The following is a 17,063-nucleotide window of genomic DNA, read 5'->3' on the forward strand; positions in this document are numbered from 1 at the left end:
GAAAGCGCGCGGCGCGCCCGCGGGCGTCCGGCATGGGCGATGCGCGCGCCCCGATCCTCATGACGATTCGAGCGTGATGCCTGAGGCGACCCCGACCGGCCCCTCCGATCTCGGCCTCCCCGATGCCGGCCCGTTCGATCCCGGCCCCGTGCTGATCACGGGGGCGAGCGGGTTCCTCGGCCCGGCCCTGGTCGACGTCTTCCGCGCGGCCGGTTTCCCGGTGCGCATCCTGGTGCGCAAGACGAGCCCGCGCCGCAATCTCACCTGGAACGACGTCGAGATCGCCGAGGGCGACATGCGCGATCCCGTCGCCGTGGCCGCCGCCATGCGGGGGCAGCGCTACCTCGTCCACGCCGCCGCCGATTACCGGCTCTGGGCGCCGGACATGGAGGAGATCGTCCGCACCAACCGCGACGGCACCCGCATCCTCATGGAGGCCGCGCTGAAGGCCGGCGTCGAGCGGATCGTCTACACGTCGAGCGTCGCCACCATCAAACCGCATGACGACGGCACCCCCGCCGACGAGACCCGGCCGCTGACGCCCGAGACCGCCATCGGCGCCTACAAGCGCAGCAAGGTCGTGGCCGAGCGCGTGGTCGAGGAGATGGTGGCCCGCGACGGCCTGCCGGCCGTCATCGTCAATCCGTCGACCCCCATCGGCCCGCGCGACGTCAAGCCGACGCCCACCGGCCGCATCATCCAGGAAGCGGCCATGGGCCGGATGCCGGCCTTCGTCGACACGGGGCTCAACCTCGCCCATGTGGACGATGTGGCGAACGGGCATCTGCTGGCGCTGCGCAAGGGCCGCATCGGCGAGAAATACATCCTCGGCGGCGAGAACGTGCTGCTCTCCCAGATGCTCGCCGACATCGCCGGCATGGTCGGCCGAAAAGCCCCGACGGTGAACCTGCCGCGCGCGGTGGTCTACCCCATCGCCTTCGTCTCGGAGCAGATGGCGCGCATCACCGGCAAGGCGCCCTTCGCCACCATCGACGGCATCCGCATGTCGCGCTACCGGATGTTCTTCTCCGACGCCAAGGCACGGGCGGAGCTCGGCTATTCGGCGCGGCCCTATCGCGAGGGGCTCTCCGACGCGATTTCCTGGTTCCGCGAAGCGGGGTATCTCAAGTGAGCAGCGCGCTCGCCACCGCCTCCGAGACCCGCTCGGGCAAGGGCCATCGCGACGAGAACTTCCCCGTCGCCTCGCACCTGATCCATCCGAAGCATCGCGGCGCGATCCTGGCCTTCTACAATTTCGTGCGCGCCGGCGACGACATCGCCGACCATGCGGGCCTCAGCCCCGAGCGCAAGATCGCCATGCTCGACGCGCTCGCCGATGCGCTCACCGGCCAGGGGCCCTCCGACCCCGAGGCCGAGCCGCTGAAGCGGGAACTCGCCGCGCGCGGCCTGCCGCCGCTGCACGCGCTCGAACTCCTCGACGCCTTCCGCATGGACGCGCGCAAGAACCGCTACGCCGACTGGGACGAGCTGATCCACTATTGCCGCTACTCCGCGATGCCGGTGGGCCGCTACGTGCTCGACGTGCATGGCGAGGATCCAGCCCGCGTCTGGGCGGCGTCGGACGCCATCTGCGCGGCGTTGCAGGTCCTCAACCACCTCCAGGATTGCGGGAAGGACTTTCGCGGGCTCGACCGGGTCTACATCCCGCAGGACGCGCTCGACCGCCACGGCGCCACCGTCGCCATGATCGGCGCCGACAGGGCCTCGCCGCAGCTGCGCGCCGTGATCCGCGATCTCGCCGAGCGCACCCTGGCCCTCCTCGACGAGGGCGCCGTGCTGCCGCATCTCATCGACGACCTGCGCCTGTCGATGGAGATCGCCGCCATCCACCGGCTCGCCGTGGTGCTGACGCGCGGCCTCTTGGAGCGCGATCCGTTGAGCGAGAAGGTCCATCACGGCAAGGCCGCCTTCGCCATGACAGCGCTCGGCGGCGTCATCGGCACCCTGGCGCGCCGTCCGTTCCGTGGCCGCGTGCGCGCCGCGCAGGGAGCGCAGCGTTGAGCGCCACCGCCAATCCCGTCTCCCCCGAGACGACAGCGGAAGCCTCCGCCCTGCCGGCGGCGGGCTCGTCCTTCTACACGGCCATGCGGCTGCTGCCGAAGGAGCGCCGCGAGGCGATGTATGCCGTCTACGCCTTCTGCCGGGCCGTGGACGACGTCGCCGACGACGGCGGCGCCCGCGAGGTCCGCTCGGCCGAACTCGCCCGCTGGAGCGCCGATATCGACGCGCTCTACGAGGGCCGCGTCGCGGCGCGGGTGCGCGACCTCGTGGAGCCCATCACCAAGTATGGCCTGAAGCGCGAGGATTTCCACGCGGTCATAGACGGCATGGCCATGGACGCGCTGGAGGACATCGTGGCGCCGGACGAGGCCACCCTCGACCTCTATTGCGACCGGGTCGCGAGCGCCGTGGGACGGCTGTCGGTGCGCATCTTCGGCATGCCGGAGGCGGACGGGATCTGCCTCGCCCATCATCAGGGCCGGGCCCTCCAGCTCACCAACATCCTGCGCGACATCGACGAGGACGCCGAGCGCGGCCGCCTCTACCTGCCGCGCGAGAAGCTCGCCCTCGTCGGCCTGACGCATCCGACGCCCGAGGCGGCCATGCGCCATCCGCGCATCGGCGAGGTCTGCGCCGCCGTGGCGGCGGAAGCCGACGCGCATTACCGCGCGACCTGGGAGATCATCGCCCGCTCGCCGCGCAAGGCCACCAAGGCGGCGCGGCTGATGGCGGCGGCCTACCGGCTCTATCTCGACGCCCTGCTGAAGCGCGGCTGGCAGGCGCCCCGCCCGCGCGTGAGGCCGGGCAAGCTCTCGCTCATCGCTGTCGCCCTGCGCCACGGGATCGTCTGATGGCGACGATCCATGTGGTGGGGGCCGGGCTCGCGGGGCTTAGCGCCGCCGTGGGCCTCAGCGGAGGCGGCCGCCGGGTCGTCGTCCACGAGGCGGCCAAGCAGGCGGGCGGGCGCTGCCGATCCTATTTCGACCCGACCCTCGGGCTGACCATCGACAACGGCAACCACCTGCTCCTGTCGGGCAACGCCTCCGCGCTCGCCTTCCTCAAGACCGTCGGCGCACCGGACGACGCGTTGACCGGGCCCGAGGAAGCGGCGTTCGATTTCGCCGATCTCGCCACCGGCGAAAGCTGGCGCCTGCGGCCCAATGCCGGCCGCCTGCCCTGGTGGGTGCTTGATCCGAAGCGACGCGTGCCCGGCACCCGCGCGCGGGACTATCTCGCGCCGCTCGGCATCCTGCGCGCGGCCTCGGGCAAGCGCGACGGCGAAGGCGGCACCATCGGCGAGGCCATGGACTGCGAGGGCACGCTCTACGAGCGGCTCTGGCGGCCGGTGCTGCTCGCGGCCCTCAACACCGATCCGCGCGAAAGCGATGTCGGGCTCGCCGCTACCATCCTGCGCGAATCGCTGGGCGCGGGCGGCCGGGCCTGCCGGCCGCTGGTGGCGGCGGACGGCCTGTCGACCGCCTTCGTGGACCCCGCCCTCGCCTTCCTGGCGCGGCAAGGCGTCGAGGTCCGGTTCGGGCGGCGCCTGCGCGGGCTGGGGCTCGCTGGCACTCGCGTCGAGCGCCTGGACTTCACCGACGAGCCCATCCTCCTGGCGCAGGGCGATTCGGTCGTGCTGGCTCTGCCGCCCTGGGTCGCGGCCGAGATCCTGCCGGGCGTCGCGGCGCCCCAGGAGTTCCGCTCCATCGTCAACGCCCATTTCGCGCGGCGTCCGCCGGCGGGAAGCCCGCTCGTTCTCGGCGTGGTGAACGGCCTGACGGAGTGGCTCTTCGCCTATCCCGACCGCTTCTCCGTCACCATCAGCGGCGCCGACAGGCTGCTCGAGACCCCGCGCGAGGAGCTCGCGCACCGGATCTGGGCGGAAATTGCTGCGTTGCACGATCTTGCACCGGAACCGCCAAGCTGGCAGATCGTCAAGGAAAAGCGGGCCACCTTCGCGGCGACGCCCGCCGAGGCCGCGCGACGCTCCCGCGCCGCAACGGCCTACGACAACCTCGTCCTGGCGGGCGACTGGACCGCGAACGGCCTGCCCTCGACCATCGAGGGGGCCATTCGATCCGGCGACACCGCCGCGCGCGCTCTACGGCGATGACGCCGGGGTGCGGGCGCGCACTGGGACGCGGCGCCGCTTGAGGCATCACGGCTCCCGGCGACGGGGGCCCGTGAAGGAAAGGACCGATGCGAGAGGCTGTAAAGAAGATCGAGGCGCTTCAGCGCCCCAAGACCCAGGAGATCTCCCTCGACGAGGTCGAGCGCGGCGTGGCGAGCGCCACACGGGCCCTGGGCGCGCTGGCGCAGGCCGACGGCCATATCTGCTTCGAGCTGGAAGCGGACGCCACGATCCCCTCCGAGTACATCCTCTTCCATCAGTTCCGCGCCACCGCGCCCCGCGACGGGCTGGAAGCCAAGATCGGCAACTACCTGCGCCGCACGCAGAGCAGGCAGCATGGCGGCTGGGCCCTCGTCCATGACGGCCCCTTCGACATCAGCGCCAGCGTGAAGGCGTATTTCGCCCTCAAGATGATCGGCGACGACATCGAGGCGCCCCACATGCGCCGCGCCCGCGAGGCCATCCTTTCGCGCGGAGGAGCGGCGTCCGCGAACGTGTTCACCCGCTTCCTGCTCGCCCTCTACGGCGAGGTGCCGTGGCGCGCCGTTCCGGTGATGCCCGTCGAGGTGATGCTGCTGCCGAAGTGGTTCCCGTTCCACCTCGACAAGGTCTCCTATTGGGCGCGCTGCGTGATGGTGCCGCTCTTCGTCCTTCAGGCGACCAAGCCGCGGGCGCGCAACCCGCGCGGCATCGGCATCCAGGAGCTCTTCGTGAAGCCGCCGGAGCATGTCGCCGACTGGCCCGGCAGCCCGCACGCGACCTGGCCGTGGACGCCGATCTTCGGCTCCGTCGACCGCGTGCTGCGCAAGGTCGAGGACCGTTTCCCGAAGGCGCCCCGGCGGCGCGCCATGGAGAAGGCCCGCGCCTGGGTCAGCGAGCGCCTGAACGGCGAGGACGGGCTCGGCGCGATCTTTCCGGCGATGGTCAACTCCGTGCTGATGTACGAGGTGATGGGCTACGGCCCGGATCATCCGCAGGTGCGGATCGCCTGCGAGGCCATCGAGAAGCTCGTGGTCGTCAAGGAGCACGAGGCCTATGTGCAGCCCTGCGTCTCGCCGGTTTGGGACACGGCGCTCGCCGGCCACGCGCTGCTGGAGGCCGGCGGCCCCGATGCCGAGCGCAAGGCGCGCGCCGGGCTCGACTGGTTGAAGCCCCGGCAGGTGCTCGACATCAAGGGCGACTGGGCGGCCGCCAAGCCGAACGTGCGTCCCGGCGGCTGGGCCTTCCAATACGCCAACGCGCATTATCCCGATCTCGACGACACCGCCGTGGTGGTGATGGCCATGGACCGGGCCATGAAGCAGCACGGGCTCGTCGCCGGCATGCCCGACTACAAGGCGGCCATCGCGCGGGCCCGCGAGTGGGTCGAGGGACTCCAGTCGAAGGACGGCGGCTGGGCGGCCTTCGACGCCGACAACAACCACATGTATCTCAACCACATCCCGTTCTCGGACCACGGGGCGCTGCTCGACCCGCCCACCGCCGACGTGACGGCGCGGGTGGTCTCGATGCTGTCCCAGCTCGGCGAGACCCGCGAGAGCTCGAAGGCGCTCGATCGCGGCGTCGACTACCTGCTCAAGGAGCAGGAGGCGGACGGAAGCTGGTACGGGCGCTGGGGGATGAACTTCATCTACGGCACCTGGTCGGTGCTGTGCGCGCTCAACGCGGCGGGCGTCGACCACGCCTCGCCCGAGATCCGCAAGTCCGTGGCCTGGCTCGCCAGCATCCAGAACCCGGACGGCGGCTGGGGCGAGGACGCGTCGAGCTACAAGATTAACCCCGCCTTCGAGGCCGGCTACAGCACCGCCTCGCAGACGGCTTGGGCGCTCCTCGCGCTGATGGCGGTGGGGGAGAACGACAATCCGGCCGTCACGCGCGGCATCAACTACCTGAGCCGCACGCAAGGGGCGGACGGCTTCTGGAACGAGGAGCGCTACACGGCGACCGGGTTCCCGCGGGTGTTCTACCTGCGCTACCACGGCTACCCGAAGTTCTTCCCGCTCTGGGCGATGGCGCGCTATCGCAACCTCAAGCGCAGCAACAGCCGCGCGGTCGCCCACGGGATGTGACTTTGTTCGGACTTCGCGCCGGGATCAGGCCCGCAGGCTCCGTGCCGGCGGGCCTTTTTCGTGGCGCGGCCGGCACATCGGCCGCCGTCGGCGCCTGATATGAGCGGGCCCATGCGACACCGGAACGCCCCGCCATGAGCCCCCCCGCCACCGCGCCGGTCGTCCTCGCCGTCACGGGGATGGCCAAGGAAGCCCGCTTGGCGTCGCGCCCCGGCATCGTTGCGGTGGGAGCCGGCGGCAATCCGGACCGGCTGCGCGCCCTCCTCGCCGGGCGGGACGCCTCCGGCTGCCGCGCCGTCCTGAGCATCGGCATCGCGGGAGGGCTCGATCCGGGCCTCGCCCCCGGCGACGTGGTGATCGCTTCCGGCATCTTAGCGGGCGAGCGGCGCTACGAGGCCGATCCCGCGTCGGCAGCGGCCCTGGCATCCCGGCTCGCCGCGGCGCCGGCCTTGCGGGTGATCCGCGCCGACCTCGCCGGGGTCGACGCGGCAGTGATGAGCCGCGAGGCCAAGGCGGCGTTGCGCGCCGCCGCCGGCGCGGCGGCCGTCGACATGGAATCGCATGTCGCCGCCGATTTCGCCGAGCGCCACGGCCTGCCCTTCGCGGCGCTCCGCGTGGTCTGCGATCCCGCCGAGCGCGCGCTCCCGGCCTTCGCGGCGACGGCGCTCAAGCCCAATGGCGAGCCGGACATCCTCGCCGTCCTCGCGGCACTCGCGCGCGGGCAGGCGAGGATCGGCGAACTGGTGCGGCTCGCCCGCGATTCGTCGGCGGCCTTCGCCGCGTTGGCACGGTGCTGCGAGACGCTCGGCCCCGGCCTCGGCATCCCGCCGCGCTGAAAGCGGACACGAAAAAGCCCCGCGCCGCTCGTCGCGGCACGGGGCTCACATCGTTGCCGGCCTGAAAAGGATCAGGCGGCGGTGCGGCTGCGGGCCTCGCGCTTGGTGTCGACGCCGGAGGCTTTGATCTCGGACAGCTTCTGGGCGACGTTGCGCGAGAACACGAACTCGGCCGGGCGCTGGTTCTCCAGGCTCACCTCGGGGGCCATCTCACCGTCCGTCTTGATGCCGCGGATGGCATGGACGAGGGGCTTCCAGGGCTTCCTCACGGAATCGACCACCGAGGAGGCCTCGTAGCCCGAATGGACCATGCAGTCGGCGCACTTCTCGTAGTTGCCGGTGCCGTAGGCGTCCCAGTCGGTCTCCTCCATCAGCTCCTTGAAGGTCGCGGCGTAGCCCTCGCCGAGGAGGTAGCAGGGCTTCTGCCAGCCGAACACTGTTCGGGTCGGGTTGCCCCAGGGCGTGCAGTGGTAGGTCTGGTTGCCGGCCAGGAAGTCGAGGAACAGACCCGACTGCTGGAAGGTCCACTTCTCGCGGCCCTTCTCCTTGCCGTGCCGGAAGACGCCCCGGAACAGGTCCTTCGTGGCCTTGCGGTTGAGGAAGTGCTGCTGGTCGGGCGCGCGCTCGTAGGCGTAGCCGGGCGAGACGGTGATGCCGTCGATGCCCATCTTCGTCACGCTGTCGAAGAAGTCGGCGATCTTGTCGGCGGAGGAATTGTTGAAGAAGGTGCAGTTGATGGTGACGCGGAAGCCCATCTCCTTGGCCTTCGCGATCGCCGCCACCGCCTTGTCGTAGACGCCGCGCTGGCACACCGACTGGTCGTGCATCTCCTTGTCGCCGTCGAGATGGATCGACCAGGTGAAGTACGGGCTCGGCTTATACTCCTTGATCTTCTTCTCGAGGAGCAGCGCGTTCGTGCACACGATCGCGAACTTCTTCTGCGCGATGATGCCCTCGACGATCTGAGGCAGATCCTTGTGGAGGAGCGGCTCGCCGCCGGCGATCACGACCACGGGTGCGCCGCACTCGCGCACCGATTCGAGCGCGTCGGCGACCGGCAGGCGCTTGTTCAGGATCTCGTCCGGATAGTCGATCTTGCCGCAGCCGGCGCAGGCCAGGTTGCAGCGGAACAGGGGCTCCATCATCATCACGAGCGGGTATCGTTTCCGCCCCGTGAGGTGCTGCTTGAGGATGTAGCCGCCGATCTTCGCGACGTACCGGAGGGGAATACCCAAGACGCGACTCCTTGTTCTTGGCCACGATCAGCCGGGCTGCTTAACGTGAAAAGCGCTCGACTTCCAGTGATGTAGATTGGAACAGCTCTCGAAACCGCCTGTTCGGCCCGATTGCGTTCCGTCTTTCGGCGACAGACGCAAGCATGTCACAGGCCGCTTCCGCCGCCTGGACCGACCCAGCGCAATCGCAAGATTGCAGTCCTCTCCGGCGGCACGCCGTCCTAGGCTGCCCGAGAGGAGGATGAACCCATGTTCGGCCCGGACCAAAGCACGGAACGCCCGGCCGGATAACCTTGCCGCAGTGCGAAAGCGCACATCGCCCCGCGCCGCCGCCGCTCTCCGGCCCCGCGTTGCATTCCTGACCGCCGCCCTTTACTGAGCGGCCGACCGAGACGGCGTGCGGGACGACGAAACCCGTGCGCCCGAGGCGGCTCAGGCTCGAGGCCGTCTCCGCCGCGAAACGGCGCTGGATACGCCGGGCCGGCGCGTTCGTTTCCCACGAACGTGTCTTCGTGGCAATCGCCGCGAGCCCCCCGCGGGGGCCTTCTCTCACGGAGCCGCGGCCGTTCGGACGGCGGCGGCTCAAGGCAGGTAGGACCCTCGTGATCGACCGTCTCGTCGCGTTTTCCGTCCGTCGGCGCTGGGCCATCATCGTCGTCGCCGCGCTGCTCACCGCCGCCGGCGGAGGCATCGCCGCCCATCTCTTCCGCATCAACACCGACGTCGAGCGGCTGATCGACCCCAAGGAGCCCTGGCGGCAGGACGAGGTCGCCTTCGAGAAGGCGTTTCCGCAGCGCTCGAACGTCGTCGTCGCCGTGATCGACGGCCGGACGCCCGAGGAGACCGAGGAGGCCGCCTCCAAGCTCACCGACGCGCTGGCGGTCCACAAGAACCTGATCGAGACCGTCTACCGGCCGGACGGCGGCCCGTTCTTCGACAAGAACGGCTTCCTGCTGATGTCCCAGCCGGAGCTGGAGAAGACCACCGAGGAGCTGATCCAGCAGCAGGGCCTGCTCGGCTCCCTCGCGCAGGACCCGTCCCTGCGCGGCGTGATGCGGGTGCTCTCCATGGGCGCGGGCGGCGTCAAGAGCGGCGACGCCAAGATCGAGGATCTCGACCGCCCCCTCGGCAAGATCGACGGCACCCTCAAGAAGGTGCTCGCCGGAGAGCCGGCGCGGCTGTCCTGGCAGCAGCTTCTCGGCGGCGGCGAAACGCGCAGCACGGACCTGCGCAAGTTCGTGATGATCCAGCCGCTGCTGGACTTCAACGCGCTCCAGCCGGGCTACACCGCGACCAAGCTGATCCGCAACGTCGCCAAGGACGTCGGCATCACCGAGGCCAACGGCCTGCGCATGCGGCTCACGGGGCCCGTGGCGGTGGCCGACGACGAGTTCGCCACGCTCTCGGACGACGCGCTCGTCAACAACAGCGTCACGGTCGGCGCCATCGTGCTGTTCCTGTGGCTGGCCCTGCGCTCGCCGCGCCTCGTCGTCGCCGTCATCATCACGACTTTCTGCGGGCTCGTGGTCACGGCGGCGCTGGGGCTCGTCATGGTCGGGGAGCTGAACCCGATCTCGGTGGCCTTCGCCGCGCTGTTCGTGGGGCTCGGCATCGATTTCGGCATCCAGTTCGCCGTGCGCTACCGGGCCGACCGCTACGAGCAGCCGACCCTCGAGGCCGCGCTCGGGGCCGCCACGCGCGGCGTCGGCTGGTCGCTGACGCTGGCGGCGGTGTCGCTGCTGGCGGGCTTCTTCGCCTTCATCCCCACGGCCTTCCGGGGGGTGTCCGAGCTCGGCCTCATCGCCGGCGTCGGCATGATCGTGGCCTACCTGTTCTCCCTCACGTTGCTGCCGGCGCTCATCGCCGTGATGAAGCCGAAGGGCGAGAAGGCCGCCGTCGAGACGACCTGGCTCGCGGGCGTCGACCCCTGGATCATCCGCAACCGCAAGGCGGTGCTGCTCGGCGTCGCGCTCGTCACGCTGGCCGGGGCGCCGCTGCTGTGGAAGCTGCCCTTCGATTCGAACCCGATGCACCTGCGCAGCACGAAGGTGGAATCGATCTCGACCTATCTCGACCTCATCAAGGACCCCGCCACCAGCCCCAACGTCATCGACGTGATCGTGCCCTCGGTGGCCGACATCCCCGAGATGACGAAGAGGCTCCTGGCCCTGCCGACGGTGTCCGGCACCAACAGCGTCGACACCTACATGCCGCGCGACCAAGACCAGAAGCTCGCCACCATCGCGGAGACGGCGGAGCTGCTCGATCAGGTGCTCAACCTGCCGAAGAAGCCCGCTCCGACGGATGCCGAGAACGTCGCCGCCCTGAAGGAGACGGCTAAGGCCCTGCGCGGCATCGCCACCGGCGACAAGCCGGGCGTCGCCAACGCCAAGGCGCTCGCCGGCACGCTCGACACCCTCGCCGCCGCCCCCGAGGCCAAGCGCAAGGCGGCGACGACGGCCCTCGTGACGGATCTCGACCCGATGCTGGCGCGCCTGCGCGGCCTGCTCCACCCGCAGAAGGTCAACCTCGACAGCCTGCCGGCGAAGCTGCGGGCCGAATGGGTCGCGAAGGACGGTCAGGCCCGGATCGAGGTGCATCCGAAGGGCAACTCCAACGACGACGAGGTGCTGCGCGCCTTCGCCAAGGAGGTGCAGAGCATCGCGCCGCACGCCACCGGCGCGCCCGTCGCCACCACCTCGTCGAGCTACACCATCCTCGGCGCCTTCGTGCAGGCGGGCCTCACCGCCTTCGTGCTGATCTTCATCATCCTCTCGGTGGCGCTGCGCAAACCCTGGGACGTGGCGATGACGCTGGGCCCGCTGGTGCTGGCGACCCTGTGGACGCTGATGGCGCTCTACATCCTCGGCATGCCGCTGAACTTCGCCAACATCATCGCCCTGCCGCTGATGCTGGCGGTGGGCGTGGCCTTCCACATCTACTACGTCATCGCCTGGAGGGCGGGCGTCACCGACATGCTGGCCTCCAGCCTGACGCGGGCGATCTTCTTCTCGGCGCTGACCACCGGCACGGCCTTCGGCTCGCTGGTGCTGTCGAGCCATCCGGGCACGGCGAGCATGGGCAAGCTGCTGGCGCTGTCGCTGTTCTTCACCCTGGTGGCGGCGTTCTTCGTGGTGCCGGCCTTCCTCGGCCCGCCCCCGGCCAAGCCCGACGCGGACCGCCCCGAGGGCGATGCGGCCGCCAACGATCCGCTGATCGGCAAGAAGGCGGAAGAGGCGCTGGCGAAGTAGCCGGCGCCGTCCATCCTCAGCGCGTCCGGAAATCCGAGAAGCCGCCGGTCGCGATGCCGTCGCGCCGGACGATCTCGCGCGCTTGCGGGGACACCAGCGCGTCGCGCTCGGCGGCATAGGCGTAGCCCGGCGCCTCGCCGGGAAATCCGCCCGCCGTGGCGGGGTGCGTGTAGAGCTCGGTCAGCCCCTCCGGCAGATGGGCCAGCAGCCCGGCCACGCGCTCCGGCGTCATCGCGCCGGACCATGCCAGCCCGAGCGTCCGATCCGGGACCAGCAGCCCCTTGGCGCGGGCACGGACGGCGAGCAGGGCCGCCCAGGGCGCCGTATCGAGCGCCGCGCGCGGGGCCGCGCCGGGCTCGGCCGCCCGCAGCACGGCGCGCGTCTCGCGCGGCACACGGATCGCCCGCATGCCGTAGCGCGGGCCGATGGCGAGCACCGCGCCGGCGATCAGCGGATGCACATGGAAATGCTTGTGGGCGTTGACGTGGTCGAGGGGCAGGCCGGTCGCACGATACGCCTCGAACTGCGCCGCGATCTCCGCCGAGAGCTGCCGCCGCGCCGAGGGCTTCAAGGCGAGATCGAGCCCGAGCCGCTCCATGTCGGCCCGCATCAGGCCGCGCGCGTCGGTGAGGTCGGGCAGCTCGGAGGGCGGCAGCGTCGGCCATGCCTCCACTAGCACGAGATGCAGCCCGACCCGCAAGGACGGCATCCGCCGGGCGCGCGCCACCGCATCGGCGGCGGCGGGGGCCGAGACCATCAGGCTCGCGGCGGTAAGGATGCCCTCGCGATGGGCCTGCTCGACGGCCTCGTTGACCTCCGGGCTCAGCCCGAAATCATCCGCCGTCACGACGAGCTTCTTCACGTGATGGCCTCGTCAAGGTGTCGAGAGGGCACAAGCCCTCTCTCGGGTCGAGGGCGGAGCCCTCAAAAACGAAAACGGCCGGGCGATGAGGCCCGGCCGCGAATTCGATAGTCCGAAGGCTCAGGCGGCCTTGGCGGTGCCCTGACGGTCACGGAGGAAGTGCCAGAACTCCACGCCCTCGCGCAGACGGCGCTTCATCATGTCGGGGGAGCGGACCATCTCGCTGACGATCGAGGCGATCTTCGGCGCGCGGAAGTAGAACTTCTTGTAGAACTCCTCCACCGCCGCGAAGATCTCGGAATGCGACAGGTGCGGGTAGTGCAGCGGCGCGATCTGCACGCCGTTCTCGTCGACGAGCTCGGCGTTCTCCACGTCGAGCCAGCCGTTCTCGACGGCCTGCTTGTAGAGGAAGGTGCCCGGATAGGGCGCCGCCAGCGAGACCTGGATCGTGTGCGGGTTGATGCGCTTGGCGAAGGCGATCGTCTCCTGGATCGTCTCCTTGGTTTCGCCGGGCAGGCCGACGATGAAGGTGCCGTGGATGGCGATGCCGAGGTCGTGGCAGTCCTTGGTGAAGCGCTCGGCCACCTCGACGCGCATGCCCTTCTTGATGTTGTTCAGGATCTGCTGGTTGCCGGACTCGTAGCCGACCAGCAGCAGGCGCAGGCCGTTCTCCTTGAGAACCTTCAGGGTCTCGCGGGGCACGTTCGCCTTGGCGTTGCAGGACCAGGTGACGCCGAGCTTGCCGAGCTCGCGGGCGATCTCCTCCGCGCGGGGAAGATTGTCCGTGAAGGTGTCGTCGTCGAAGAAGAACTCCTTCGTCTGCGGGAACTCCTTCAGGCAGTACTTGATCTCCTCGATGACGTGAGCCACCGAGCGGGTGCGGTAAGTATGGCCGCCGACGGTCTGCGGCCACAGGCAGAAGGTGCAGCGGCTCTTGCAGCCACGGCCCGAATAGAACGAGATGTAGGGGTGCTTCAGGTAGCCGATGAAGTACTTCTCCATCTCGAGATCGCGCTTGTAGACGCTGGTCACGAACGGAAGCTGGTCCATGTCCGTCATGATCTCGCGGTCCTCGTTATGGACCACGGTGCCGTCGGCATCGCGATAGGACAGACCCTTGATCTGCGACATCGGGGTGCCGTCCGCGACTTCCTTGACGGTGAAGTCGAACTCGTTGCGGGCGCAGAAATCGATTGCCGGCGCCTGAGCCATGGCGCCGGCGGCGTCGACGGCCACCTTCGCGCCGATGAGGCCGGCGATGAGCTTGGGGTTCGCCGCCTTCAGCGCCTCGACCGTCTTCACGTCGGACTTGAAGGACGGCACCGAGGTGTGGAGCACCACGAGATCGAAGTCGTTGGCCTGGGCCACGATTTCGTCGAGCTTGATGTTGTGCGGGGGGGCGTCGATCAGCTTCGAGTTCGGCACCAGGGCGGCCGGCTGAGCGAGCCAGGTCGGATACCAGAACGACTTGATCTCGCGCTTGGCCTGATATCGGGAACCGGCGCCGCCGTCGAAGCCGTCGAAGGTGGGAGCTTGCAGGAAGAGCGTGCGCATGGGGTTCAAGGCCTCAGGGCAAAGCGGGTTGATTCGAAGACGAAGCGAAGGTCAGACGGAGGGCGCTTCAGCATCGCGGCTGAGATTGCCTTCCGGAATAAGCGTTCCATCCGCAACGACGCGATAATCGTGACCTTTCCATGTCACCGCACCCGAGACGAAGCTCCATGAGAAGTTCGCGAAGGAGAGGATGTCGCGAATCGGCAACAGCCAGTAGGCGTGCGGCTCCAGCCCGAACACCCGCTCCAGGCGGATGCACAGGATGATCCGGCAGGCGAGCGCCAGCGCGGCCACGGCCGGAGCGGTCTCCAGGGCCCCCGGCACCAGCGCGCCGATCAGCGCCAGCGGGAAGGCGTGGGTGACGAGGGAGCCCGCGTAGCCGGCGGGATCGACGTTGCGGATGGTGCGGTTCCAGCGCAGCTCGTGCCGCCACAGGCCGGCGAGGTCCGTGTCGACGCAGGTATGGCCGATGGAGAAGTTCGGGATCGCGACGCGGTGGCCGCCCTCGCCCCGGTTCCGCAGCGCCTCGCCGAGCGCGTAGTCGTCGGCGAGATCGTCGCGCAGGGTCTCGAAGCCGCCGATCTCGGCGAGCGCGGCCCGCGTGAAGGCGATGGTCGAGCCGAAGCAGGGCTTGGCGAGGCCGAGCGAGGTGCCCATCACCACGTTGGGCAGGAACTGCACGTCGATGGCGAGCGCCGAGAGATGGGCGAACACGCCGCGATTGGCCGGCACGCCGTGATAGAGGCAGGTGACGCCGCCGACGCCCGGCACCGACAGCTCGGCGACGATCCGCTCCAGGTAGTCGGGCTTCACCACCATGTCGCTGTCGGCGAGCACGATCACGTCGTTCTCGATCAGCGCAGACATGTTGATGAGGTTCGAGACCTTGCGGTTCGAGCCGTGCTGGCGGGAATCGATCACGAGATCGATGCGCAAGGCCGGATGAACCTCGCGCAGGCGCTCGACCACGCCGATGGCCGGATCGGTGGTCTTCTGCACGCCGAACACGATCTGGACCGGGCCGGCATAGGTCTGGCGGCAGAAGCTGTCGAGGTTCTCGAACAGGTTCGGCTCCGAGCCGCAGAGCGGCTTGAGCATCGTCACCGAGGGGCGCGGCGCGTCCGTCGCGAGCGCGGGGGCGGCGGCGCGGGCGACGCGCCCGGCCAGCAGCGCGGCCCCGAGCGCGTAGAGACAACCGGCCAGCGCCAGAAGCAGAAGGATCGCCGAGAGCCAGTTCAGGTCCATGGGGGGCATCGCTCGGTGAGGCATCTCGTTGGCGGAACGGCGCGGGTTTCACCCCGACGCTGTCCGCATGTCGGCGTCGTTCAAGGCGTAGGTGGGGCGGACAGCATCCGGTCGGTGCGCTCGCGCAGGAATTTCAGCAGGCCGTCGACGCCACCCGCCTTCAGGGGCTTGGCATAGAGCGCGTGCTGGCTGGCAACCTCGCTCACCGAGCCGTTGAGGAGCACGTCCTGCACGCGCCCCTCGGGGTTCACGACGAAATCGACCTGGGTGCCGTCGCCGCCCACGCGCACGATCTTGGAATGGACGATCCGGTTCTCGCCGCGCGCCTCGCTCTCGGGCGCGATCTCGACGCGGCCTCCCCCGGACTCGCCGAGGCGGCTGGTGTAGAGCACCGCGAAATGCCGGGCGAAGGCCGCCGTCAGCGCGTCCTGCTGCGCGGGCTCGAGCGCCTTCCAGCGCGGCCCGACGGCCAGCCGGGTCATGGCGGCGAAATCGAAGGCGTCCTTGAGGGGCTGGTCCACGGACGCGCTGCGGCTGCGCACGTCGCCGGGAGCGGTCATCACGCTGTCGAACCGGGCGAAGAGCGCGCGCACCCTCGACACCGCCGCATCGTCGGCTCGGGCAGCCGGCGCGTAGGCGATCGCCGCCCCGGCCAGGGCCAGGGCCAGGGGCGCCGCGAACATCAGGCGCACTTCCTCATCTCTCCCCGCTCGGCCTCGCCGGAACGGCCGCCATGCGCGGCGCTGCGCGGAGGGGCGTAGCTGTAGAAGGGCCCGAGGGTCGCGGGCTGGAGGACGGGCTGGAGCCGCCTGTCGAGGGTGGCGGCGCGCTCCTCGACGCCCTCGGCGCGATCCTTCCGGTCGAGGAGATGCCAGCCGATCAGGCCGGGCACGCCGACGCACAGGTCCGCGAAGCGCTTCACCAGGGAGAGCGCCAGAGCGACCTCGGCCGGGATTCCGAACAGGCCGCAGAGCGCGATCAGGCCGCCCTCCTGGGCGCCGAGCGCGCCGGGAACGGCGAAGGCGGCGCCGCGCACGGCCTGGGCCAGGCTCTCGATCACCAGGGCTTCGCCGAAGCTCACCGGGTAGCCCATGAAATGCAGGCAGACATAGACTTCGAGGGTGCCGATAATCCAGCCGAAGAAATGCACCGCGATCCCGCCGAGGATGCGCGAAGGCCGCGCGTAGAGGCTGCGCAGGCTGTCGTAGAGCACGTCGACGGCGCCGAGCGCCCGCCATTCGCGACCCGAGGCGAAGCGCGAGATCAGGCCCTGGATCAGCCGGTGCCCGGCCCGGCGCTGGATCAGGTAGAACGCGCCGACCGCCGGCACGGCGACGGCGAGGCCGCCCGCGACGGTGCGCGCGATCGGCCCGTCGCCCACCAGCACCACGAGGATCGCCAGCCCGGCGACGGTGAAGAGCAGCTGCGTCACGGCCTGGGTCATCAGGTCGACGAACATGCTGGCCCCGGCAAGCCCCCCCGACACGCCGCGCTTGGCGAGCAGGCGCGCGCCGATGAAGTCGCCGCCGACGGTGGCGACGGGCAGCAGCGTGTTGATGCCCTCGCGCACGAAGCGCAGGCCGACGCAGGTCGCCACGCTCGGGCGGCCGGCGGCCGGGAAGATCGCGAACCAGCCGAGCCCGGCCCACGCCACGGCGGCGGCACGAGCCGCGACGACGAGCAGCGTGCCCCAGCCGGCGGCCAGCACGGCGGTGCCGACGTCTTCGAGACCAGAGGAGACGAACAGCCAACCCGCCGTCAGCAGGCCGGCGATGAGTCCAAGGGTCGTCAGGTGCTTCATGACCCGCTTTCGGTTCCGTCGAAGGCTGGGGGACAACACGTCGCAGAACGCGGTTTCATC

At 70.0% G+C, this 17,063-nt stretch carries 13 protein-coding genes; 7 read left to right on the forward strand and 6 right to left on the reverse strand.

Annotation, left to right across the window (positions count from 1 at the left end; genetic code table 11):
- Positions 1–76: 76 nt before the first annotated feature.
- The 6 genes from hpnA (at position 77) to ACP56T_RS18850 (ending at position 7,055) form a co-directional block, all read left to right on the forward strand.
- Positions 77–1,132, forward strand: coding sequence for a hopanoid-associated sugar epimerase (hpnA, locus tag ACP56T_RS18825; protein ID WP_430913701.1), 1,056 nt, complete (start codon positions 77–79; stop codon positions 1,130–1,132).
- On the forward strand, positions 1,129–2,022 hold the full coding sequence (gene hpnC, locus ACP56T_RS18830) for a squalene synthase HpnC (protein WP_430913702.1): 894 nt from the start codon (positions 1,129–1,131) through the stop codon (positions 2,020–2,022). Before hpnA ends, hpnC begins: the two co-directional genes overlap by 4 nt.
- The gene (gene hpnD / locus ACP56T_RS18835; protein ID WP_430913703.1) at positions 2,019–2,873 is read left to right on the forward strand and encodes a presqualene diphosphate synthase HpnD; all 855 of its coding nucleotides are present in this window, start codon (positions 2,019–2,021) and stop codon (positions 2,871–2,873) included. The genes hpnC and hpnD overlap by 4 nt, the downstream gene beginning before the upstream one ends.
- On the forward strand, positions 2,873–4,132 hold the full coding sequence (gene hpnE / locus ACP56T_RS18840) for a hydroxysqualene dehydroxylase HpnE (protein ID WP_430913704.1): 1,260 nt from the start codon (positions 2,873–2,875) through the stop codon (positions 4,130–4,132). Before hpnD ends, hpnE begins: the two co-directional genes overlap by 1 nt.
- An 86-nt stretch (positions 4,133–4,218) precedes the next feature.
- Entirely contained in the window at positions 4,219–6,219 is a 2,001-nt protein-coding gene (shc, locus tag ACP56T_RS18845; protein WP_430913705.1) for a squalene--hopene cyclase, read from the forward strand.
- 134 nt (positions 6,220–6,353) lie between these two features.
- Positions 6,354–7,055 carry a phosphorylase gene (locus ACP56T_RS18850; RefSeq protein WP_430913706.1) on the forward strand — a complete coding sequence of 234 codons (702 nt, stop codon included), beginning with the start codon at positions 6,354–6,356 and terminating at the stop codon, positions 7,053–7,055.
- A 71-nt stretch (positions 7,056–7,126) separates the two neighbouring features.
- Here the strand turns inward: ACP56T_RS18850 and hpnH are convergent, their stop codons facing one another.
- On the reverse strand, positions 7,127–8,290 hold the full coding sequence (gene hpnH / locus ACP56T_RS18855; RefSeq protein WP_430913707.1) for an adenosyl-hopene transferase HpnH: 1,164 nt from the start codon (positions 8,288–8,290) through the stop codon (positions 7,127–7,129).
- Between the two features lie 602 nt (positions 8,291–8,892).
- On the opposite strand from hpnH, the gene ACP56T_RS18860 reads away from it, so the two are divergent.
- Positions 8,893–11,541, forward strand: coding sequence for an MMPL family transporter (locus ACP56T_RS18860; protein WP_430913708.1), 2,649 nt, complete (start codon positions 8,893–8,895; stop codon positions 11,539–11,541).
- Positions 11,542–11,557: 16 nt separating this feature from the next.
- Here ACP56T_RS18860 and hpnK read toward each other — a convergent pair whose 3' ends face one another.
- From hpnK to ACP56T_RS18885, 5 genes are all read right to left on the reverse strand, one after another.
- The gene (hpnK, locus tag ACP56T_RS18865; RefSeq protein WP_430913709.1) at positions 11,558–12,403 is read right to left on the reverse strand and encodes a hopanoid biosynthesis-associated protein HpnK; all 846 of its coding nucleotides are present in this window, start codon (positions 12,401–12,403) and stop codon (positions 11,558–11,560) included.
- 120 nt (positions 12,404–12,523) lie between these two features.
- Positions 12,524–13,957, reverse strand: a complete 1,434-nt coding sequence (gene hpnJ, locus ACP56T_RS18870) for a hopanoid biosynthesis associated radical SAM protein HpnJ (protein WP_430913710.1) — start codon at positions 13,955–13,957, stop codon at positions 12,524–12,526.
- Positions 13,958–14,008: 51 nt separating this feature from the next.
- Positions 14,009–15,202 carry a bacteriohopanetetrol glucosamine biosynthesis glycosyltransferase HpnI gene (hpnI, locus tag ACP56T_RS18875; RefSeq protein WP_430913711.1) on the reverse strand — a complete coding sequence of 398 codons (1,194 nt, stop codon included), beginning with the start codon at positions 15,200–15,202 and terminating at the stop codon, positions 14,009–14,011.
- 80 nt (positions 15,203–15,282) lie between these two features.
- Positions 15,283–15,885, reverse strand: a complete 603-nt coding sequence (locus ACP56T_RS18880) for an MlaC/ttg2D family ABC transporter substrate-binding protein (RefSeq protein ID WP_430913712.1) — start codon at positions 15,883–15,885, stop codon at positions 15,283–15,285.
- Positions 15,885–17,003: a flippase-like domain-containing protein gene (locus ACP56T_RS18885; RefSeq protein ID WP_430913713.1), complete on the reverse strand. Its 1,119-nt coding sequence runs from the start codon at positions 17,001–17,003 to the stop codon at positions 15,885–15,887. The genes ACP56T_RS18880 and ACP56T_RS18885 overlap by 1 nt, the downstream gene beginning before the upstream one ends.
- Between the last annotated feature and the right edge of the window lie 60 nt (positions 17,004–17,063).

It is taken from the genome of Methylobacterium endophyticum (assembly GCF_050591105.1).
Lineage (GTDB): Bacteria > Pseudomonadota > Alphaproteobacteria > Rhizobiales > Beijerinckiaceae > Methylobacterium.